Raw genomic sequence first — 19,725 nt, 5'->3', positions numbered from 1 at the left:
GCACTCAGCCGAAGGTTGCGGCCAGTGCGTTGAGCGCCTGCACGACCGCCGAGTCAGCCCCGGCTCCCGACTTGCGGGCGGCGTTGTCGAGTTGCGCGACGACGGCATTGCCGCTGGCAGGCCCATCAGCAAGCTTCTCGGCCTTGTCGACGTGCTTGCGCACTTGCTCCAGGGCCTTGCCGCTCAAGCTGCCGTCACGCTCGGCCTGGTCGATGTACGACCGCGCCACGGCGAAGCTCGGCGCATGCACGAGCATCGTCTGCAACTGCGCGTTGAACTCGTCGAGCTCGATCTCGCCCGCGGCGGCGATCTCGTTCGCCGACAACTGACCACTCGCCGTGAGCGCGAGGCTCTCGAAGCCGCGCGCGATCTCGCTGCCGAGCACGTTGCCGTTGTACCAGTAGGTCGACCAATACCCGCCGAGGTTCAGTCCCGCCGGGTTCGGGGTGTTGACCGGTCCGCGATCGAGGAAGGCGATCTCGGTCGGGTTCGCCGTATCGGTGAAGTCGATGATCGACAGACCGCCTTGGTACCAGGCCTGCACCATGATGTCGCGACCGGGCACGGGGATGATCGAGCCGTTGTGGGCCACGCAGTTCTCTTGCGCGGTCTGCGGAACGGGCAGCTTGTAGTAGCTCTTGAACTCCAGCTTGCCGTCGACGATGTCGAAGAGCGCGTTGGCGCCCCACTCCGGCTGGTCGGTCACACGGCAACGTGCCGCCGTGCCGCCGCCCCACTCATCGGTGAACACGACCTTGGTGCCGTCATTGTTGAACGTCGCCGAGTGCCAGTACGAGTAGTTCACGTCGGAGACCGCATCGAGCCGAACCGGATTCACCGGGTCGGAGATGTCCAACAAGATGCCGTTGCCCTGGCACGCGCCCGCGGCGAGCCCGATCTCGGGGAACGCGGTGATGTCGTGGCACGTGTTGGTGTTGGGTGTGGGGCTGTACACCGTGCCGCTCGGGTGCAGCGCCGACCCGGGCAGGGTGTTCTGCAGGCCGTTGAACGCACCCGTGTTCTCATCGGTGAAGATCCTCGGCTGGTTGACGACCGCGGCCGAGGCAGGGTCGTCGAGCGGCACCTGGATGACATCGATGCGCCACTGCGTCGGGTTGCCCGAGGTCACCGGGTCGGTCGTCAGTGCGGCGTTCTCGCAACCCGGAAGTTCGAGCGCCGGGCGCACGCCCGAGGTGCCCGAGTTGTAGATGTAGACATTGCCGGGGTCATCGGGATCGCTCACGAGCGTGTGCGTGTGCGACCCTCGACAGGTCTGCACGCCCGGCAGCTGCACCGGGTTGTCGATGTCGCTGATGTCGAAGATGCGCACGCCGCGGAAGCGCTCGGCGTTCACCGCACCGGGCGCACCCTGCGTGCCGCAGTCGATGCGGCCGCGCGTCTCCTCGACCGACATGAAGAGCAGGTCGCCGTAGACCGACACGTCACCCTGGCCGCCGGGGCACACGAATGAACCGCGCAACGCCGGCGCCGCGGCATCCGACACGTCGTAGACCTGGAAGCCGTTGAAGTTGCCGACGATGGCATTGTCACCCGTGAACGCCAGATCGGAGTTCACGAAACCGAAGTTGCCGGGAGGTGCGTCGAACGGAGCGACGCGTGGCAGGCTCGCGAGCAACTCGATGTTGCTCGTCGCCGTCTGGGCGCCGAGGTAGCCCGGCGGAAGGTCGATGCGCGGGTCGTCTTCTGCGGCGGCGGCCGTGGCCGTCACCAGGGAGGCGCCGAGCAGCAGTGCTCCGGCTGCGGCGAGCGCGCGTCGGCGCCAGCGCACGGGTCGGTGTGCGGTTCTCATCGGTAATGCCCTCTCTCGCTTCTTCGGCGATCGATGCCCTCCGACGGGCGAGCCGCACAACGTCGTGCGCCCCGCGGCCCAGGAGGCCGGTCTCAGGGTCAAAGGTAGCGGTCACGGCGGTTCGCCGCAGCAACAGATTTCGAGACGGGGCGAGCCGCGGGCGGTCAGACGGTCGATGCGGCGAAAGGGTCCTGAGATCCCCGAGCAGCGTCGCCGCGCCGCGAATCGAGGCGGGCTCAGAGGCATCCGTCTGGCTGCCTGATGCTCTAGCTTCGAAGTATGGTAGACCCGATCGTCGCGACGTTCGTCATTCTGGCGCTGGCGATCGTCGCATTCGTGAGCGGTCGCATCCCGATCGGTCTCGTCGCCGTCGGCGTCGCGCTCGCACTGTGGGCGACGGGCGTGATCACCCTCCCGCAGGCGCTTGCCGGCTTCGGGGATTCGACCGTCATCTTCATCGCGTCGCTGTTCGTCGTGAGCGAGTCGCTCGATGCCACGGGCGTGACCGCCTGGGCGGGCCAGCAGGTGATCGGCCGCGCCGGCACCTCCCGACGGCGGCTCACCGTCGTCATCGCACTCATGGTGGCGGTGCTGACCGCGTTCATCAGCCTGAACGGTGCCGTCGCCGCACTGCTGCCCGTGGTCGTCATCGTGGCACTCAAGGCCGGCATCGCGCCGTCGCGACTGCTCATCCCGCTCGCATTCTCGTCGCACGCCGGGTCACTGCTCGCCCTGACCGGCACCCCCGTGAACGTGATCGTGTCGGATGCCGCGGCCAACGCCGGCGGCCGCACGTTCGGGTACTTCGAGTTCGCGTTGGCGGGGCTTCCGCTGCTCGCACTCAGCATCGCGATCCTCGTCGCGTTCGGCGGCCGGCTGCCCGAGCGGAAGGCCGACCAGCTCGCCGACAACGTTCCCACTGATCCCGAGGCCGTGGCGCAGGACCTTCGCCGCAGCTACGACGTGAGCCTCGAGACCGACACCTTCTACACGCCCGACGAGGGGGTCGCCGAGGTGATGATCACCCCGCGCTCGATGTACATCGGCCGCAAGGTGTTCCCGGGCATGACCACTCTGCGCGAGAACCTCGTGATCATTGCGATCCGGCGCACGGGCGAGCGCCCTTCGGTGCCGGCCCCCGATGACGATCCCGAGGCGCTCCGCCCCGGCGACTCACTGCTCGTGCGCGGCCCATGGGATGCCCTCGAGCGATATGTGCGACTGCCCGGGGTCATTCCGGTCACTGCGCCGCAGTCGCTGCGCCGGGCCGTGCCGCTCGGCCGCGGCGCCAAGCGCGCCATCGTCATCCTCGGCCTCATGGTGGTGCTGCTCGCGACAGGGCTGGTGCCGCCGGTCGTCGCCGGGCTGCTCGCGGCGGGTGCACTCGTGCTCTCGCGCGTACTCACCGTGCCGCAGATGTACCGCTCGATCCAGTGGAACACGGTCGTGCTCGTCGCCGGGCTGATCCCCCTCTCGACCGCGTTCAACGAGACCGGCGCCGCAGAACTCGTTGCGAGCTGGCTGCTCGGCATCGTCGGAACGACGAGCCCGCACTTCGCCCTACTGGCACTGTGCGCGCTCACGCTCGTGCTCGGGCAGGTGATCAGCAACACCGCGACCGTGCTCATCGTGCTGCCCATCGCGGTCTCGATCGCGGCCACCCTGGACGCCTCGGTGCAACCCTTCATGATGGCGCTGACCGTCGCCGGCGCGGCCGCCTTCGTCACGCCGATCGCCACGCCCGTGAACCTCATGGTGATGGAGCCCGGAGGGTACCGTTTCGGCGACTACTGGCGCCTGGGCATTCCGCTCGCGCTGGCCTACCTGCTCGTCGCGGTGCTCTGGGTTCCGCTCATCTGGCCGTTCTGAAGCGGGCCAACCCGCGGGTGCGCTCGGGCCCCTTGCCATCCCCACCGCTGCGCGAGTAACGTCGATGCTCGTCGCTGCACGAGCGACGAAGTCCGTCACGAGACGTCGAAGAGAAAGGGCAAGGCAATGCGACCTCAGGTCACGCCCTCGTTCACCCTCTTCCGCGACCGAACGGACCTGACCACTCGTGCGTACCCTCAATCTCGGCATCGTCGCGCACGTCGATGCCGGCAAGACCTCTCTTACTGAGCGCCTCCTCGCCGAGGTCGGCGTACTCGACCACCCCGGCAGCGTCGACGACGGCACGACCGTCACCGACTCGCTCGACCTCGAACGCCGTCGAGGCATCACGATCCGCTCGTCGGTCGTGTCGTTCGAGCTGCCCGGCGACGGCGACCGCCACCGCCACCGCGACTTCGACGCAGGCTCCGACGGCCGCAGCGGCGAGCACCGAACCTGCCCCGCGCTCACCGTCAACCTGATCGACACCCCGGGTCACTCCGACTTCATCGCCGAGGTCGAGCGGGCGCTCGCGGTGCTCGACGGCGCGGTGCTCGTCGTGTCGGCGGTCGAGGGCGTGCAGGCGCAGACCGTGGTGCTCATGCGCACCCTCCAGCGGCTCGGCCTGCCCGTCATCCTCTTCGTCAACAAGATCGATCGCGCCGGTGCCGACCCGACACGCGTCGTCGACGACATCCGCCGCCGGCTCAGCGAGCGAGCCGTCATGCTTTCGAGTGTGACGGATGCCGGCACTCCGAGTGCGTCCGCCACAGCACGCCGCCACGGGGCATCCGTCGATGGCATGCTCGAGGTCGTCGCCGAACGCGACGATCGCGTGCTCGACGCATGGGCGAACGGCGCGACGCCTCCTCCTGTGATGCTGCGCGAGCGATTCGGCGAGCTCTCCCGGCGCGCGCTCGTGCACGGCATCCTCGCCGGATCCGCCCGCACGGGCGCCGGCGTGCGCGAGCTGCTCGCGCGCCTCGGCGAGCTGCTGCCGGGCACCGAGCGCGACCCCGACGCCGAACTCGCCGCGACCGTGTTCAAGATCGAACGCGACGATCGCGGCGACCGGCAAGTGTTCGTGCACGTGCGCGCCGGCACCCTGCGGGTGCGCGACCGGGTCACCGTCGCCGGTCGAGAGGGCGTCAAGATCACCGGCATCCGCTCGTTTGAAGACGGCACGGTCGTCGAGACGGATGCCTCGCCTGCCGGCCGCATCGCCCTCGTGCGCGGACTCGACGACGCGAAGATCGGCGCCGCCATCGGCGTACGATCGCACACCGCTCTCGCCGACGCGGCGGGGCTCGCGCGGCCGATGCTGCAGTCGGTCGTGGAATTCGGGCCGGCACACGCGGGCGCGGCGTTCTCGGCGCTCGCCGATCTCGCTGAGCAGGACCCGTTCATCGACCTACGGCAGGATGATGCGCGCGGCGAGATCACCGTCATGCTCTCGGGCGAGGTGCAGAAGGAGGTGATCCAGGCGATGCTCGCCGAGCGCTACGGACTCGAGGTCGGTTTTCGCGAGTCGACGGTGGTGTGCGTCGAGCGACTCGCCGGTGTCGGCGAAGCCGTGGAGTTCAACAAGGCCGGGGGCAACCCCTTTCTCGCGACGATCGGCCTTCGCGTCGAACCCGCACCGCCCGGCAGCGGCGTCGTGTTCCGACTCGGAATCGAGCCCGGGGCCATGCCGCCCGCGTTCTTCGCTGCGACCGAGCAGACCGTTCGAGCAACGCTCGAGCAGGGACTCGTCGGCTGGGACGTGCCCGACTGCATCGTCACGATGACGCACTCGGGGTACTCGCCGCGCCAGAGCCACGCCCACCAGCGCTTCTCGAAGGCGATGTCGAGCACGGGGGCAGACTTTCGCGCGCTCGCCCCGCTCGTGGTGATGGACGCGCTCGCCCGGGCCGGTACCGTCGTCTGCGAGCCCATGCACCGCTTCGAGCTCGAGGTGCCGATCGATGTCGTCGGCTCGGTGCTCTCGGCGATCACCCGGCTCGAGGCCGTGCCGACCACGACCGAGGAGGAGCGCTTCGCGGCCGTCATCTCCGGCCGCGTTCCGCTGCGACGACTCGACCGGTTGCGCGCTGCACTGCCGGGGCTCACTCGCGGCGAGGGCGCGCTGCGGTCGGAGCCCGACGGCGACGAGCCCGTGCACGGCCGGCTGCCCGAACGCGCCCGCATCGGCGAGAACCCGCGCGACCGCGAGCAGTACCTGCGACGCATCGCGCAGATGGTGAACGGGGTGTGATGCTCGGCTGGCTCACATCACGGCATCGCGCGCGCCGGGTCGACGGCTGGTGTCTCGGGCCCGTCACCGCGTTCGACGAGATGGCTGAGTTGGAGTTGGCGGGCCGGTCGGGCTGGCACACGGTCGAGGCCGCCATGCTGCGCCACCGCATGGTGCGCACCGAGACCCAGTGGGAGCACAAGCGCGTGATCTGGCGTGGTCCGTTGCGGCGCTACGAAGACGACGGACGGATCGTGGGCAGCCGCTCGTTCCCCTGGGCGTACCTCGTGCGCGACCTCGGCGTGCCGCCGGAGTGAGCTGTCGCGCAGTTGCGCGAGCTCTGCTGTGGATAACCGGCCACCTCGCGCGCGGGCTCGCCTAGGGTATTCGCCATGCCCCTCTCTCGTTCTGCGCGACGCCACCGTCGCAACCCGGTCGCCGGGTTCGCCGCGATCGGCGCTCTCGCGATATTACTGAGCGGGTGCACGGGCGGGGACCCGGCGCCGACACCTTCAGCGGAAGCCGCTGAGCCGATCTTCGCGTCCGATGAAGAAGCTCTTGCCGCCGCGGTCAAGGCGTATGAGGCGTTCACGCACGTGTCAGATGAGCTGAGCGCCAACCCCGACGCGGACACGGCCGTCATCGACGAAGTCGTTACGCCTCGATACGCGCCGGAGTTCGTCGATTCGCTGAGCGAGTTCCACGATGCTGGGCTGAGAACGACCGGAGCCATCGATCGCCGCAACTTCATACTGGCACAAAGTTCAACGACCCCTGACGGCGTCGCCGATGTACAGATGTACATCTGCGTTGACTATTCGGCCTCAGACATCGTGGACTCAACGGGTCAAGTTGTAACCCCTGAGGACCGTCAGACCGTTGCCAGATCGCTTGCGCACTTTGTTGGAGCAGCAAAGCATTCGAAGCAACTTCTCGTAGATTCGACGGAGCTATGGGACAACTCAGAGGGTTGCTGATAGTCGCGGTCCTGCTAGGTTCCGTAGGCGGCGATGCACGCACCAGCTCCGGATGTGAAGACTGGGAAGCATTAGCCGGCGCCTGCGGGGGATCCAATCAAGGTGGCCACACCGATCTCTACATAGAGCTCCAGACGACGGCGCCTCAACTCGACGAGGGACCGCGGTTGGAAGCGCCGCTGTATCCGGACGAATGGGACGTCGTGTTCCAGGAGGCGGAGGAGACACCCGAGCCAGAAGCGGCGATGCCGGAGAATTGCAGTCCGCTGAACGTGGAGCTCTGCTGGGTGGAGCCAGCAACTGAGCCGGAGCCGGCCGCTCCCGCCCCGGGCGTCACGGTTACGCTGCGCGATATCGCGTCGTTCGTGCCGGCGAAGCCGGGCAACGGCATGGAACCGGGTGGTTGGGCTGTGGAGGATCTTCCGGCGAACTTCGTCGCCGGGGCATCCGTGCAGATCGTGCCCGGCACGCTACTCGGCCAGCCCGCCGATGTGCGCTTCACACCGGTCGGGTACCGGTGGTCCCATAGCGACGGCGGCACCGTCGAGAGCGCCGCACCGGGTGCGACATGGGCACAACTCGGTCAGCGCGAGTTCAGCCAGACCGGCACGAGCCACGTCTTCGCCGAGTCCGGCCAGTACACCGTCGCCCTCGACGTCGTGCTGCGTGCCGAGTACCGGTTCGCCGGATCCGGATGGCAGGCCATCTCCGGCACCCTGACCGTCGCCGGCGACCCGCTACGCGTACTCGTCGGCCAATTCGACACCGTACTCACGAACGGCGACTGCAACACCAACCCGACCGGTCCCGGCTGCTGAGTCGACCGATCACGTCAGCTCGACCCTGACCCGCCCATCCGTCTGGCGCCACGGTAGCCGAGTACTTCGCCGACCGCGATCGGTGCGCCGAGGAGCGATGGTGGCGTGGGGGGAAGGACCCGAACCTTTCCCCCCACGCTCACCGATCGCTCGCACGGAGGAAGAACCCGAAACTCCCCCCGTGCCGACCGCGCAATGCGATCGTATGCTGCGATGCAGCGACGCGCCCCCCAGCGCGTACTTGTACAGTACGCGGGCGGGGCTCACGACGGCAGTGCCGGATTTTCAGATGATGAACAGCGGATGCCTCGGACGTCTGGCGCGGCATCCGTCACCGTCGACCCAGGCGCCCGGCTCAGGTGCCCGGCTCAGGTGCCCGACTACCCGAGGCGATCGGTGCCGAGCTGCAGCGAGAGCCGGGCCGCCACGCCGCGCAGCTCTTGCGCGAGGGCGGCGCCGACAGCCTCGGCGGAGTTGGCCGGCAGCGACACCGCGAGCGACGCGGTGACGCCCGCAGCGCTCACCGGCACAGCGATGCACGTGTAGCCGATCGCGTACTCCTCACGGTCGGTGACGCTCTCGCGCGAACGCGCGAGCTGATCGAGCAGCACCCGCCGGTCACTGATGGTGTGCGGCGTGAGCTCGGCGAGCGGATGCCTCGACACGTAGTCGAGTCGGTCATGCTCGGGCAGCACCGCCAGGATCTGCTTGCCGAGCGCCGTGGCGTGCGCACTGCTGTGCAGCCCGACCCAGAGTTCGAGGCGCGGGCTGTGCACGGCGTCGACGATATCGACGAGGTTCACCTCGCCGTCTTCGAATCGTGACAGGTAGGCGGTGACGCCGAGCTCTTGTGTGACGCCGCGCAGGGCCGTGCGCACGCGCGAGAGGAACACTCCGTGCGAGGCATCCCCTGAGAGGAATGCCGGGAACCGATCGCCGAGCAGCAGGCCGTCGGGTTCGCGGGCGAGATACCCCTCGTGCACGAGGGTGCGCACCAGGTTGTAAGTGGTGCCGGGCGTGAGCCCGCTCGCCGTGGCGAGCGCCTTCACAGGCATCGGTCGTGGCTCGTTCGCGACGATGTCGACCAGCCGCAGCGCGCGTTGGACTGAGCCGATCAGGGTCTGATCCGATTCTCGGGCTTCGGGTGTCGACATCGGTGCTCCCCCCTCCCCACATCGTACCGCTGGAGGGCGAATTCCACCCCCATCAGTGTGCGTCACGACGGGCTTGACACGGCCTGCTCCTGACGATCTCCCGCCACGGGCGCGATCCGGCACGCAACGGTTCGCGGGGCTCGGGCTCGTCGGGTGAGCCGCTGCGTGACGATCGCTGATTCCCTGCGTCGCGTTGGACGTGTTGCCGATTCCCGTGTGCAACAGAATCCGAGAGCTCCTGCCTGCTATGGAGACCCCTCCGAGGTTCAGCGGGCGAGGCTCCGCGTCACTCGGCGGCGAGAATCTCGCGTGCGTGACGGTACTTCTCAGCGAGGCGCACCTGCGTGTCGTGGTCGAGGCGGCGCGCCCGCCACGGGGCGGCGTTGTCGTCGACATCGGCGAGCTTCACCCGGCAGGCCACCGGGTGGCGGCGGATCCGCGCGTAGTACATGTCGTCCGCGACATCCGAAGTGCGCGTGAGCAGTTGCACGACCCCGACGATCTCGGGCATCACGCCCGCCTCGAGCAGATCCTGCGCAGTGACCGCGGTGTCTTCGAGCACATCGTGCAGCCATGCAGCCGCGGCCGCCACAGGCTCGGCGAATGGGTCGAAGCGCTCGGCCACGCGACCCGGGTGATCGATGTACTCGGCGCCGGCCCGGTCGAGCTGGCCGCGATGCGCAACGAACGCGATGCCCTTCGCAAGCGACACCTGCGCGGTCGCGTCGACGGCCGGCGCTGGCTCAGGCACCGGCGCGACGGCAGGTGAAGGTGCGGGTACGGGTGTCGCGGCATACGTGCCGGCCGACACCGCGACGGGCATCGGGGTGACGTTGGCGGGCATCACGGATGCCGCGGGCTCGACCTGCTCGAACATGTTCGTTCCCATCACCACGTCGTTCTCCTCGTACATCTCGTCGTCGTCGTCATCGTCATCGGCCGCACGGAAGTCGAGCCCCGGCTCGGATGCCGCCTCGACCTCGAGGGTCGGCGGGTCGGGCTCTTCGGGCGCCGGCAGCACGGGCACTTCGGGGATCGTCGCGGCATCCAACCACTCCGCGACGGCGTGGGCCGGAACCGGGGACGGCAGCTCGAGGACTTCCGCCGGCTCCGTATCCTCGAGCTCTGCGACCTCTGCTTCCGGCATCGATCCACCGCCCGAGGCCGGTGCATCGTCCGGCGGCGCGTGCCCTGCGGCATCCGACGGATCTACGGCATCCGTCACCACCGCGGCTTCGGCCGACTCCGCAACATCCGTCATCTCGGTCTGTGCCGCCCTTGCCGCCTCGGCCTGTGCAGCAGCCTCGGCCAGCGGGTCGCGCCCGAGCACCGGGCGCACGAAATTCAGTTCGGCCTGGAGCTCAGCCATCTCGCGCGCGTCGAGTTCGAGCAGCGAGCGGGCGTTGCCGTCGCCCCGGCGCAGGAAGTAGTCCTCGTCGACCTCGGTGAGGCGCTCGCCGTCGCTCGTCGTGAAGTAGCGGCGCCGCCCGGCATCGGTGACCGGGATGATCACTTCGACGAACTCACCGCTCGGCTCCTCGCTGCACAGATAGTAGCGCTGCACATCACGCGAAGAAGGATGCCTCCCCCAGTCGGGCACGGGAATCCGGCGGGGACGCAGTGCGCCTCCGACATCGGCGCTCCGGCGGCCCGGCCGAGGCGCTTGCTCGGTCGCTGACGCCCCGAACCCGAGCAGCGGCTGGTCGTCGGCGTGCGTCGTCACTCTGGCTCCTGGGTGGTCGGGCAGGCGGCGCTGCGGTCGGGATCGGCGCTGCTCGCCGCTTCCGATGCTAAACGGGTTCCCGACAATCTGCACCTGCACGCGCGGTCGGTGCGAACCGCTGCGCTCGTGCTACCGACCGAGCCGGTGCCGCTCCTGCCCGATGAGCGACTGCAGGTACGTCGCCCGATTGAAGACGTCGGCACGCTGCACCTCATCGAAAACCGGGATGTTCTCGACGTACGACTGACCGCCCGGCCCCCACACGGTCACCGTGATGAATCCCGAGATGCGGCTCTCGCGCGCAAGCAGGAACAGCAGGCTCAGCAGGAAGAACCAGATGAACACCACGACCATGACGATCGCCCAGGTCGGCGTGTGGGTCGTCACCTGCGTCTCGCGAACGACGATGCCGTCGGCGCGCAGCGCGATCCACTCGACCAGCGGCGACCCCTGGCTCGGGGCTGCGTGCGCGCTATGCTCCGAATACTTCAGATGCTAAACAAAGTAAGTTCCACCCATCTATGAACCGTCGCCTCAGGTGCGCCGGCCCCAGCGGCCGACGCCACGATGCTTGGGCAATGAAGCCCGTCAGGAGTGAAATACGTTGAAATTGGACCTCGTCCATCGACCCACCAGAGGAAAGGGCAGCGCACGCAGACCGCGCATCATGGCGGCCGCGCTTGCGCTTGCGCTCGCCGCTCCCGTCATCGCCATCTCCGGAACGGCGTCCGCCGATCCCATTCCTGCTTACACCGGTCAACCAGAGCACACATCGGCCCTGTTCGGCCTCGTCGGTCCGGATCACGCGGCAGCACAGGAAATCGTCGTCACTGACGGCGACATCACGAAGATCAGCACCTGGCTTGAGGTCGGTGCTCCCTCCGGATCGGTCGCTGCGGAACTGCGGACGACATTGGACGATCCAACGACTTCCGTCGCAACGTCGACGCTGGACATCGTCAACGATCTGGGCGGATCGGGCTCGGGCTGGGTGGACTTCCCGTTCGACGTCACGATCACTCCCGGAGTGAAGTACTACCTCGTGCTGCAGGCCAGCGTCGAGGCCGGCAAGTCGGTGTCGTGGTACGGCCTCAATACGGCAGGGTCATTGCCGAGCTGGAACTACGACGTGCCGTACTACGGGGGCTGGAGCATCTACACGTATTTCAGCCCGGCGTTCCACATCAATCCCACCGGCACCGAAGCCTGTGGCAACCCGGACGAGTGCTACCGAGGCCTCCCGGACTGGGTCACCAAGGAGTACACGGCGGGTCTGTATTACAACGGCACGACGACGGCGGCGATCTCGAACCGCGATGGCTGGGGCGCGACGTACGTCGAAGACAGCAACGTGCTCGAGCTCGCAGACGGTCGGTTGCGGTACCTTCCCGAAGGCGCGACAGATCCCGTCACCGTGAGCCCCGACGATCCTGGCGCACTCGAGCAGATCGCCGACTCGAAGGCTTGGCTTGCATCGGGGACCATCCCGGGAAGCACCCCCGACGAGAAGAAGGCGTCCGCGCGGGCGCTGCTGTCCATGCGTGCTCTGACACAGGCGAATGGTGCGGTTGCTGCTGCGTGGTTCAGTATCTGGGCCTATTCGTGGCCACGAGACTCCAGCTTCATCGCGTCGGCGTTCGTCGCAACCGGGCACCTGGATGAGGCGTACAGGATCTTCCAGTTCAACTCATCGACCCAACGAGCTGATGGCACGTGGGAGGCGCGCACGACACTCGACGGTGCCGGCACGCCGGACAATCGCGAGTGGCAACTCGACGCGAATGGATGGGTGCCCTGGTCGGTTTGGCAGTGGTATCAGAAGGCGCCGAACAGTACTCGTGACGCGCAACTTGCAGCGCTCTACCCGACCCTGGAGAAGGCCTCCGACTATGTGGCCGCCTCGCTGGACCCGGAGACCGGCCTGCCGCCGGCATCGCCCGATTATTGGGAGAGCGGTACGGCTACTGCCAACATCGGCACGGCCGCTCCTCTGCTCGCGGGGCTGAACGCATCCGCAGACCTGGCAAGGATCAGCGGACACAGTGACGACCAGGCGGAGTGGGCACAAGCGGCCAAGGCGTTGTCCGGCGGTATCGCCGATGCGTTTGCCCCTGCCGGCTATCCCCGCACGGCCGAGAACCCCGACGGCCGTGACTCCGCGGTCACATTCATGGCGCCCCCGTTCAACACTGCGCCGGCGGATCTGACAACTGCACTGACGTCGACCTGGGATGCGCTCGTGCAGCCGAACGGCGGCGTCGTTCCCGGAACTGGCTTCGATGGGCCATCGTGGACACCCGAGACCGCCTTCTTCGCCCTCGCGTGGGCGCAGATGGGAGACAAGCCCAGATCGACTGGCGCTTTGAATTGGGTCCTGGACAACAGCAACTGGTTGGGTGAACTGCCGGAGCAGGTCGACCGCGACGGCAACCCGGCCTCGGTCAACCCGTTGGCCTGGACGGACTCGCTGGTGATCTTGACAGCGTCGGCCCTCGATGGGAATGGCCTGTCGACTCCTCCCTTCGCCGTCGAGCCGGCCATGTCCTCTACGACCACGCTGGTGGCCTCGGCATCGTCTCAGGAATTCCACACGGATGAGCCGGCGCACCTCACTGCGACGGTCGAGCTCGCGAACGGTGACGTGGCGCACGGCAAGGTGACGTTCGACAGCGAGTCCGCGAAGCTCGGCGAAGCCACTGTGCAGCCCGACGGAACCGCCGTGATCGACGTCCCGTCCGACACGGCTGTCGGGCACCTCAGTATCAGCGCGACCTTCGTGCCGGATGACGCGACGCTCGAGTCGGGCTCGATCTCATCGCAGGTGGGCTTCACCGTCATGCCCTCCACCACGACCGCATCGCCAGTCGTGATGACGGTCGACGGCAAGGCGCCAGACGTCGTGGTCGCGGGATCCACGATCGACGTCGAGGTCACCGGTCTCCTGCCAGAGAGCGCCGCATCACTGAGCATTCACTCCGAGGTGCAACAGCTCGGTACTGCCGTGGCCGACGCGGATGGAACGGTGCGATTCGTCGTCGTCGTTCCTCGCGACCTCGCGACAGGCGATCACGCGCTCGCGTTGCTCGCGACGAACTCGATCGGGGTGGACATCGATCAGGAGTGGGCAGTGACGGTGCGCGTTCCGGATGAGGGCGGTACGGGCACAAGTGGCCTCGCGTCAACCGGCACGTCGGTCTCGGCTGCGGTCGGCTCTGCGCTCGGGCTGCTGGTGTTCGGACTGGCCGCGCTGATGTGGGTCAGGCATCGCAGGCGCGAGACTGCGTGACGCGAGACCGCGTGAATTGAGATGCAACCGGCCGGGCGAGCACATTCGCTCGGCCGGTTGCTGCGTGTGCATGCATTCTGCATGCACACGCGATTGACACGTCGAGTCCGCCGAACGCCTCGACTGCGGCCTGCACTGCGGCTTCCCACTGGGCATAGTCGGTGACGTCGAGGTGCACGAAGCGGGCGTTGTCAGCCCCGAGCTCGGTCGCGAGCGCCGTGCCCTCCTCGTCGAGCAGGTCGCCGATGAGGACCTTCGCCCCTTCGGCGACGAGCAGGCGGGCGTGCGATGCCCCCATGCCTCGGGCGCCTCCGCTGATGAGTGCGACCTTTCCGTTGACGCGTGCCATGGTTCGACCATGCCCCCGCGGGGGCCTCAGCCGACGAACGAGCCGTACCGCACGGTGACGTCGCCGCCGGAAACTCATACCGCGGTACGGGGCCGGATGCGACGACGGGGGGACGCGCTCACGACAACCCCGTACATAGCGTCGAAGGCATGGAGTTTCTCACCGAGATCGTGCTCTCGCTCGTGCAGTCGCCATGGGTCTACGTGGTGATCTTCGTCGTGTGCGTCATCGACGGATTCTTCCCACCGGTACCGAGCGAGACGGTCGTCATCGCCGCTGCCGCCGCGGGTGCGGCAACCGGTGACTGGGCGATGCTCGTCGGCGCCGTGCTCGCAGCTGCCGCCGGTGCGTTCCTCGGCGACAACATCGCGTTCACGATCGGGCGAACCGTGGGACTCGATCGTTGGCGATGGATGCGTCGCGATTCCGCCCGCCGCGCGATCGAGTGGGCACGAGAGGGCCTCGCCAGACGGGCGACCGTGCTCATCCTCACCGCTCGCTACATCCCGGTGGGCCGTGTCGCCGTCAATGTCACCGCCGGGGCCGCCGGCCTGCCGCGACGGCGGTTCCTGCCCCTCTCCGCCCTCGCCGGACTCAGTTGGGCCGTGTACTCGGTCGCGATCGGGCTGTTCGCAGGCAAATGGCTCTCAGGCAACCCGCTGCTCGCCGCGCTGGTCGGTATCGCCATCGCCCTGGTGATCGGCATCGTCATCGATCGCGTCAGCTCGGCCGTCGCGGCGCGGCGAGCTCGCCGCGTCGCGGAGCTCCCGAGCTCCCTCCGCGAAGTTCCTCAAGACGCACTCGAGCTGGTCTGAAGTCCGGCGCAAGAGGTCAGAGGTCTGTGTGCGCGAGAAGAAGCGGGTGAGGGCGCCCGAGTCCTCCGACTCCTGACAGATCCGCCGAGGAGGCGCACCGCGCCGTACGCCAGTTCCGCCTCAGCGTGAGGCGGAACTGGCATACGCGATTTGTGAACTGCCTGCGGAATTTTCGAGGCGCGTGGGAGTCGGAGACGCACAGATCCTGATCCCGCTGAGCGACTTCGCACCGACCGCAGCGCCTTCGGCTCCGCTCAGTCGCCCTTGACGTTGACGAGCTGCCGCAGCGTGTGCCGCACCGTCACCAGCGTCGCCGCGTCGGCCATGACCTGGTCGATCGGCTTGTAGGCCTGCGGGATCTCGTCGATGAACGCGTCGGTGTCGCGGAACTCGATGCCGACCATGGCCTCACGCAGCTGCTCGTGCGTGAACGTCTGCCTGGCCTTCGTCCGCGAGAACGAACGCCCGGCACCGTGCGGCGAGGAGTTCAGCGACATCGGATGCCCGAGCCCCTCGACGACGTACGACGCTGTACCCATCGAACCGGGGATCAACCCGGGCCGACCGGCATCCGCCTGGATCGCCCCCTTGCGGGAGACCCACACGCGCTTGCCGAAGTGCACCTCGCTCTCGGTGAAGTTGTGGTGGCAGTTGATGCGCTCCTGCTCCTCCACCGGCGCACCGACCCACTCGCTCACCTGCCGGATGACACGGTCCATCATCTCCTCCCGGTTGAGGAGGGCGAAGTGCTGCGCCCACCGGAGCTCGGCGATGTACCGCGTGAACTCGGGCGTGCCCTCGACGAGGTAGGCGAGGTCGGGGTCGGGCAGCTCGATCCACCACTGCTTCGCGAGCCGCTGCGCGACCCTGATGTGGTGCTGGGCGATCTTGTTGCCCACGCCCCGGCTTCCCGAGTGCAGGAACAGCCACACCCGGTCGGTCTCGTCGACCGACACCTCGATGAAGTGGTTGCCGCTGCCGAGGGAGCCGAGCTGCTCGCGCCAGTTGCCGGCATAGCTCGCCGGGTCGAAGTCCTTCGCCTCGGCGAGCGCCTCGAGCTCCGCGATGCGCGGAACCGCCGACGCGACGATCTTCCGGTTGTGCTTGCCGGCCGAGAGCGGGATGGCGCGCTCGATCTGCTCGCGCACCGCCCGCCGATCGGCAGGCAGCTCCGACGCGGTGAACTGCGTCTTGACCGCGATCATGCCGCAGCCGATGTCGACTCCGACGGCCGCGGGGATGATCGCCCCGAGCGTCGGGATGACCGACCCCACCGTGGCGCCGAGGCCCAGGTGCGCGTCGGGCATGAGCGCGAGGTGCGGGTAGATGAACGGCATCGTCGACGAGGTTCGGGCCTGCTCGAGGGTCTTCTCGTCGATCAGGCTCGCCCACGAGACGAGCCGCTTCGTGATGATCTCCATGTTCCTTTCCTGTCTTGCATGTGCGTTGCGTTGATCCGGGGGCCCGAGGCTCCCCGTCGCGCGCAGACAGAGAAGCACCCCGGGCCTCGACCGGCACGGGGTGACGAGAATACGCGGGGCGTATGCCGCGTCGGCGTCAGTGTGCCGGGTCGAGAACCTGGTCGAGTTCGCGATTGAGCAGATAGCTCTGAGTGAACAGAGCGCGCTGAGTGAACAGAGCGCGCTGCTCGATCACGGGCTCGACGAAGGAGAGTTTGTTCGTGCGCTGCAGAAACACGGTCATGACCTTCCTTCCAGATTCCGGGGATGCCGCGCGGAGTGCGCAGCCTTCGAACGTTAGTGCAGCGGATGCCGCGGGGTCAATGGCAAGACGATCGTTCACGGAGTCGCGCTTGTCACGACCCCGTCCGCGGGCACATACTGACGCCATGTCCGCGGCAGGCGCAGTGGAGGTCACCGACTGGGTCGCCAACTACGACGAGCTCACGGCCCGCCGCGCCGATCTCACCGCCGCTGAACTCGACGCCCTGGGCTTGGCGGCCTGGTTCCTCGGCCGAGAGGCCGAATGCGAGCAGGCGTGGGGGGCGGCTCACCTCGCCTACCTCGACGAGGGTGAGACGGATGCCGCGATCCGCTGCGTGTTCTGGCTGGGCTTCACGCTCGCCGACTACGGCGAGGCCGTGCGGGCGGGCGCCTGGATGGCGCGGCTGTTCGAGCTGTGCGAACTCGCCGAACACACGCCGAACAGCGACGCAACGGCGGCGCTCTGCCGGGCGGCGGGGGCCTTCGCGTCGGGTGAGGTCGAGGCATCCGTCGCCCTCGGCGAGCGCGCGGTAGCGCTGGCACGTGACGCCCGTGACGCCGACACCGAGTTGCTCGCCACCATGGGACTCGGCCGATCACTCGTGCGCAGTGGCCGCGTCGACGAGGGGTTCGCCTGCATGGATCGCGTCATGCTCGCCATCTCGTCGGGCCGGGTGAGCGACCGCGCTGCGGGCCCCGCGTACTGCGCCGTCATCGCGAGCTGCCTCGATCGGTGGGATATCGAACGCGCCCGCGTGTGGACCCGTGACCTCAGTGACTGGTGCGATGCGCAGCGCGGACTCGAGCCGTTCCGCGGGGAATGCTCCGTGCACCGGGCCGGCGTGCTGCGCCTCCTCGGCGAATGGGACGAGGCCACCGCCACGCTCGAAGCCGTCTGCGCTCGCGAGCGGCGCGCCGAGACGCTCGAGCACGCCTACTACGGGCTGGCCGAACTCTGCCGGCTGGTCGGCCGACGCGCCGAGGCCGATGCGGCCTACCGGCGCGCTTCGGAGCTCGGGCGCGAGGTGCAGCCCGGCCTCGCGCTGCTGCGGCGCGACAGCGGGCACATCGCTGCTGCGCGAGCCGGCATCGCCCGTGCGCTCGAGGCAGCGCCGGCGCCCGGCACGCACGCCGAGCTGCTGGCCGCGCAGGTCGAGCTCGAGATCGAGCACGGCGAGACGGATGTCGCGAGCCGCGCCAGCGCCGAATTGCGCGCCATGGCCGAGCAGTTCGGCACGATCTACCTGCAGGCGCAGGCCGACCGGGCCGAGGCGCGACTCCTGATCGACACGGATGCCCCGGAGCGGGCCCTGCCCCTGCTGCGCCGATCCTGGTCGACCTGGCGACGACTCGAGGCTTCGTACGACGCAGCGATCACCCGCGTGCTGCTCGGCCGCGCGAACCGGGCCTGCGGCGACGAGGAAGCGGCGCAACTCGAGTTCGACGCTGCACGCACCGTGCTCGCCGGGCTCGGCGCGGTCGCCGACCTCGACCGACTCGAACGGGTCGCCGTCGGGGGCGAGCGCGCCGCGGCATCCGCCGGTCTCACCCGACGGGAGCTCGAGGTGCTCCGCCTCATCGCGAGCGGGCGTTCGAACCGGCAGATCGCGAACGAGCTGTTCCTCAGCGAGCGCACGGTGGCGCGGCACGTCAGCAACATCCTCGGCAAGCTCGGGCTCGGCAGCCGCTCGGCCGCGACGGCGTTCGCGTTCGAGCACGGGCTCAACGCCACTCGCTGACCCCGGCGCCCTACCCCGCCCTGCGCTGCCCGGCAAATGGTCATTTCTACCGACGCGGCCGCGACGCGGCATCCGTAATGTCACGCGGAAAGGGAGGCATCATGTCCACCACCGTCATCGACACCGCGGTCATCGGCGCCGGCGCCGCAGGACTCATCGTCGGCAAGCGACTCGCCGACCGCGGCGTGCGTTTCGAACTGTTCGACGAGCACGCGCGCATCGGGGACTCGTGGCGCGAGCGCTACCGTTCACTGCGCCTGTTCACTCCGCGCCCGTTCATCAGCCTGCCGGGCCTGCGGCTCGACGAAGGCCGGTTCGCGTACCCGACCGGAACCCAGATGGGCGACTATCTCGAGCGGTACGCGCGCCACTTCGAACTGCCGGTGCGCAGCTCGTCGAAGGTCGTCGCGCTCACCCGGCAGCCCGACGGGCGATTCCACCTCGAACTCGGCCACGGCGACGACGTGCTCGCCGACCGGGTCATCGTCACGACGGGCGCACACCGCATCCCCGTCGTGCCGGCGCTCGCGCTCGAGCTCGACCCATCGATCCGGCAACTCCACTCCATCGACTACCGCGGGCCCGAGCAGCTCGCCGACGGCGCGGTGCTCGTCGTCGGCGCGGCGAACTCGGGCACGGATGTCGCACTCGACGCCGCCCGCGCCGGGCACGCCGTGACGTTGGCCGGGCGCCACCCGGGGCATGTGCCGGTCGACATCGACACCCCGATCGGCAACCTCATGAGCGGCATCTTCATCGGCCGCCTGCGCCGCACGACGATCGACACCGCCAAGGGCCGTGCGGCGCGGGCCGCGAACCTCGGCCACGGCGTCATGCTCGTGCGCAACAAGCCCGCACAGCTCGATCGCGCCGGCGTCGCGCGGGTCGGCCGCGTCGACCGGGTCGAGGCGGGGCGCCCGGTCACCGCCGACGGCACCGTCATCGACGCGACGACGGTCGTGTGGTGCACGGGCTCGCGCCCCGACCTCGGCTGGATCGACATCGAGGGCGTCGTGGCCGGCGATGGTCATCCCATCGAGCAGCACGGCCTCGCCGAAGGATGCCCCGGGCTCGCGTTCGTCGGCATGCCGTTCCAGTACTCCGTGGCATCCGAAACGCTCATGGGCATGGACCGCGACGCCGTCCACGTGGTCGAGTCACTGACTCGGGTGCCTGCGCTCTCCAGCGCGGCCCCGTGACGGGCCCGCTGCCGCGGCATCCGCTCGGC

16 protein-coding genes are annotated in these 19,725 nt (G+C 68.6%); 9 read left to right on the top strand and 7 right to left on the bottom strand.

What is annotated here, in order from left to right:
• Positions 1 to 4: 4 nt before the first annotated feature.
• Positions 5 to 1,810, bottom strand: a complete 1,806-nt coding sequence (locus AC1C2U_RS18560) for an LVIVD repeat-containing protein (RefSeq protein WP_495363250.1) — start codon at positions 1,808 to 1,810, stop codon at positions 5 to 7.
• A 279-nt stretch (positions 1,811 to 2,089) separates the two neighbouring features.
• On the opposite strand from AC1C2U_RS18560, the gene AC1C2U_RS18555 reads away from it, so the two are divergent.
• The 5 genes from AC1C2U_RS18555 (at position 2,090) to AC1C2U_RS18535 (ending at position 7,707) form a co-directional block, all read left to right on the top strand.
• Positions 2,090 to 3,679: an SLC13 family permease gene (locus tag AC1C2U_RS18555; RefSeq protein ID WP_495363249.1), complete on the top strand. Its 1,590-nt coding sequence runs from the start codon at positions 2,090 to 2,092 to the stop codon at positions 3,677 to 3,679.
• 187 nt (positions 3,680 to 3,866) lie between these two features.
• Positions 3,867 to 5,933, top strand: coding sequence for a GTP-binding protein (locus tag AC1C2U_RS18550; protein WP_495363248.1), 2,067 nt, complete (start codon positions 3,867 to 3,869; stop codon positions 5,931 to 5,933).
• Positions 5,933 to 6,229 (top strand): hypothetical protein, encoded by a 297-nt coding sequence (locus AC1C2U_RS18545; protein WP_495363247.1) that lies wholly within the window; start codon positions 5,933 to 5,935, stop codon positions 6,227 to 6,229. The genes AC1C2U_RS18550 and AC1C2U_RS18545 overlap by 1 nt, the downstream gene beginning before the upstream one ends.
• A gap of 75 nt (positions 6,230 to 6,304) precedes the next feature.
• Positions 6,305 to 6,889 carry a hypothetical protein gene (locus tag AC1C2U_RS18540; protein WP_495363246.1) on the top strand — a complete coding sequence of 195 codons (585 nt, stop codon included), beginning with the start codon at positions 6,305 to 6,307 and terminating at the stop codon, positions 6,887 to 6,889.
• Between the two features lie 287 nt (positions 6,890 to 7,176).
• Positions 7,177 to 7,707 carry a PKD domain-containing protein gene (locus tag AC1C2U_RS18535; RefSeq protein ID WP_495363245.1) on the top strand — a complete coding sequence of 177 codons (531 nt, stop codon included), beginning with the start codon at positions 7,177 to 7,179 and terminating at the stop codon, positions 7,705 to 7,707.
• 380 nt (positions 7,708 to 8,087) lie between these two features.
• Here AC1C2U_RS18535 and AC1C2U_RS18530 read toward each other — a convergent pair whose 3' ends face one another.
• From AC1C2U_RS18530 to AC1C2U_RS18520, 3 genes are all read right to left on the bottom strand, one after another.
• Positions 8,088 to 8,861, bottom strand: a complete 774-nt coding sequence (locus AC1C2U_RS18530; protein WP_495363244.1) for an IclR family transcriptional regulator — start codon at positions 8,859 to 8,861, stop codon at positions 8,088 to 8,090.
• A gap of 286 nt (positions 8,862 to 9,147) precedes the next feature.
• Positions 9,148 to 10,584, bottom strand: a complete 1,437-nt coding sequence (locus tag AC1C2U_RS18525) for a hypothetical protein (RefSeq protein ID WP_495363243.1) — start codon at positions 10,582 to 10,584, stop codon at positions 9,148 to 9,150.
• Between the two features lie 129 nt (positions 10,585 to 10,713).
• Positions 10,714 to 10,971: a hypothetical protein gene (locus AC1C2U_RS18520; RefSeq protein ID WP_495363242.1), complete on the bottom strand. Its 258-nt coding sequence runs from the start codon at positions 10,969 to 10,971 to the stop codon at positions 10,714 to 10,716.
• A gap of 280 nt (positions 10,972 to 11,251) precedes the next feature.
• Here AC1C2U_RS18520 and AC1C2U_RS18515 point away from each other — a divergent pair, with 280 nt between their 5' ends.
• Positions 11,252 to 13,870 (top strand): glycoside hydrolase family 15 protein, encoded by a 2,619-nt coding sequence (locus tag AC1C2U_RS18515; RefSeq protein WP_495363241.1) that lies wholly within the window; start codon positions 11,252 to 11,254, stop codon positions 13,868 to 13,870.
• On the opposite strand, the gene AC1C2U_RS18510 is transcribed toward AC1C2U_RS18515, so the two are convergent.
• Complete coding sequence (locus tag AC1C2U_RS18510) at positions 13,842 to 14,219, bottom strand: SDR family NAD(P)-dependent oxidoreductase (RefSeq protein ID WP_495363240.1); 378 nt, start codon at positions 14,217 to 14,219, stop codon at positions 13,842 to 13,844. The genes AC1C2U_RS18515 and AC1C2U_RS18510 overlap by 29 nt on opposite strands.
• 149 nt (positions 14,220 to 14,368) lie before the next feature.
• Here AC1C2U_RS18510 and AC1C2U_RS18505 point away from each other — a divergent pair, with 149 nt between their 5' ends.
• A complete protein-coding gene (locus tag AC1C2U_RS18505; RefSeq protein WP_495363239.1) occupies positions 14,369 to 15,034 on the top strand; it encodes a DedA family protein in 666 nt (221 codons plus the stop codon).
• Between the two features lie 254 nt (positions 15,035 to 15,288).
• On the opposite strand, the gene AC1C2U_RS18500 is transcribed toward AC1C2U_RS18505, so the two are convergent.
• Both AC1C2U_RS18500 and AC1C2U_RS18495 read right to left on the bottom strand, forming a co-directional pair.
• On the bottom strand, positions 15,289 to 16,455 hold the full coding sequence (locus AC1C2U_RS18500; RefSeq protein ID WP_495363238.1) for an RtcB family protein: 1,167 nt from the start codon (positions 16,453 to 16,455) through the stop codon (positions 15,289 to 15,291).
• Positions 16,456 to 16,591: 136 nt separating this feature from the next.
• Positions 16,592 to 16,738 (bottom strand): hypothetical protein, encoded by a 147-nt coding sequence (locus AC1C2U_RS18495; RefSeq protein ID WP_495363237.1) that lies wholly within the window; start codon positions 16,736 to 16,738, stop codon positions 16,592 to 16,594.
• A 145-nt stretch (positions 16,739 to 16,883) separates the two neighbouring features.
• On the opposite strand from AC1C2U_RS18495, the gene AC1C2U_RS18490 reads away from it, so the two are divergent.
• Both AC1C2U_RS18490 and AC1C2U_RS18485 read left to right on the top strand, forming a co-directional pair.
• Entirely contained in the window at positions 16,884 to 18,497 is a 1,614-nt protein-coding gene (locus tag AC1C2U_RS18490) for a LuxR C-terminal-related transcriptional regulator (RefSeq protein WP_495363236.1), read from the top strand.
• Positions 18,498 to 18,598: 101 nt separating this feature from the next.
• Positions 18,599 to 19,696: a flavin-containing monooxygenase gene (locus AC1C2U_RS18485; RefSeq protein ID WP_495363235.1), complete on the top strand. Its 1,098-nt coding sequence runs from the start codon at positions 18,599 to 18,601 to the stop codon at positions 19,694 to 19,696.
• Positions 19,697 to 19,725 lie beyond the last annotated feature (29 nt).

Source organism: Agromyces sp. Y575 (assembly GCF_059445445.1).
Note: the sequence above shows the minus strand (reverse complement) of the source record. Positions and strands in the feature narration are given on the sequence as shown.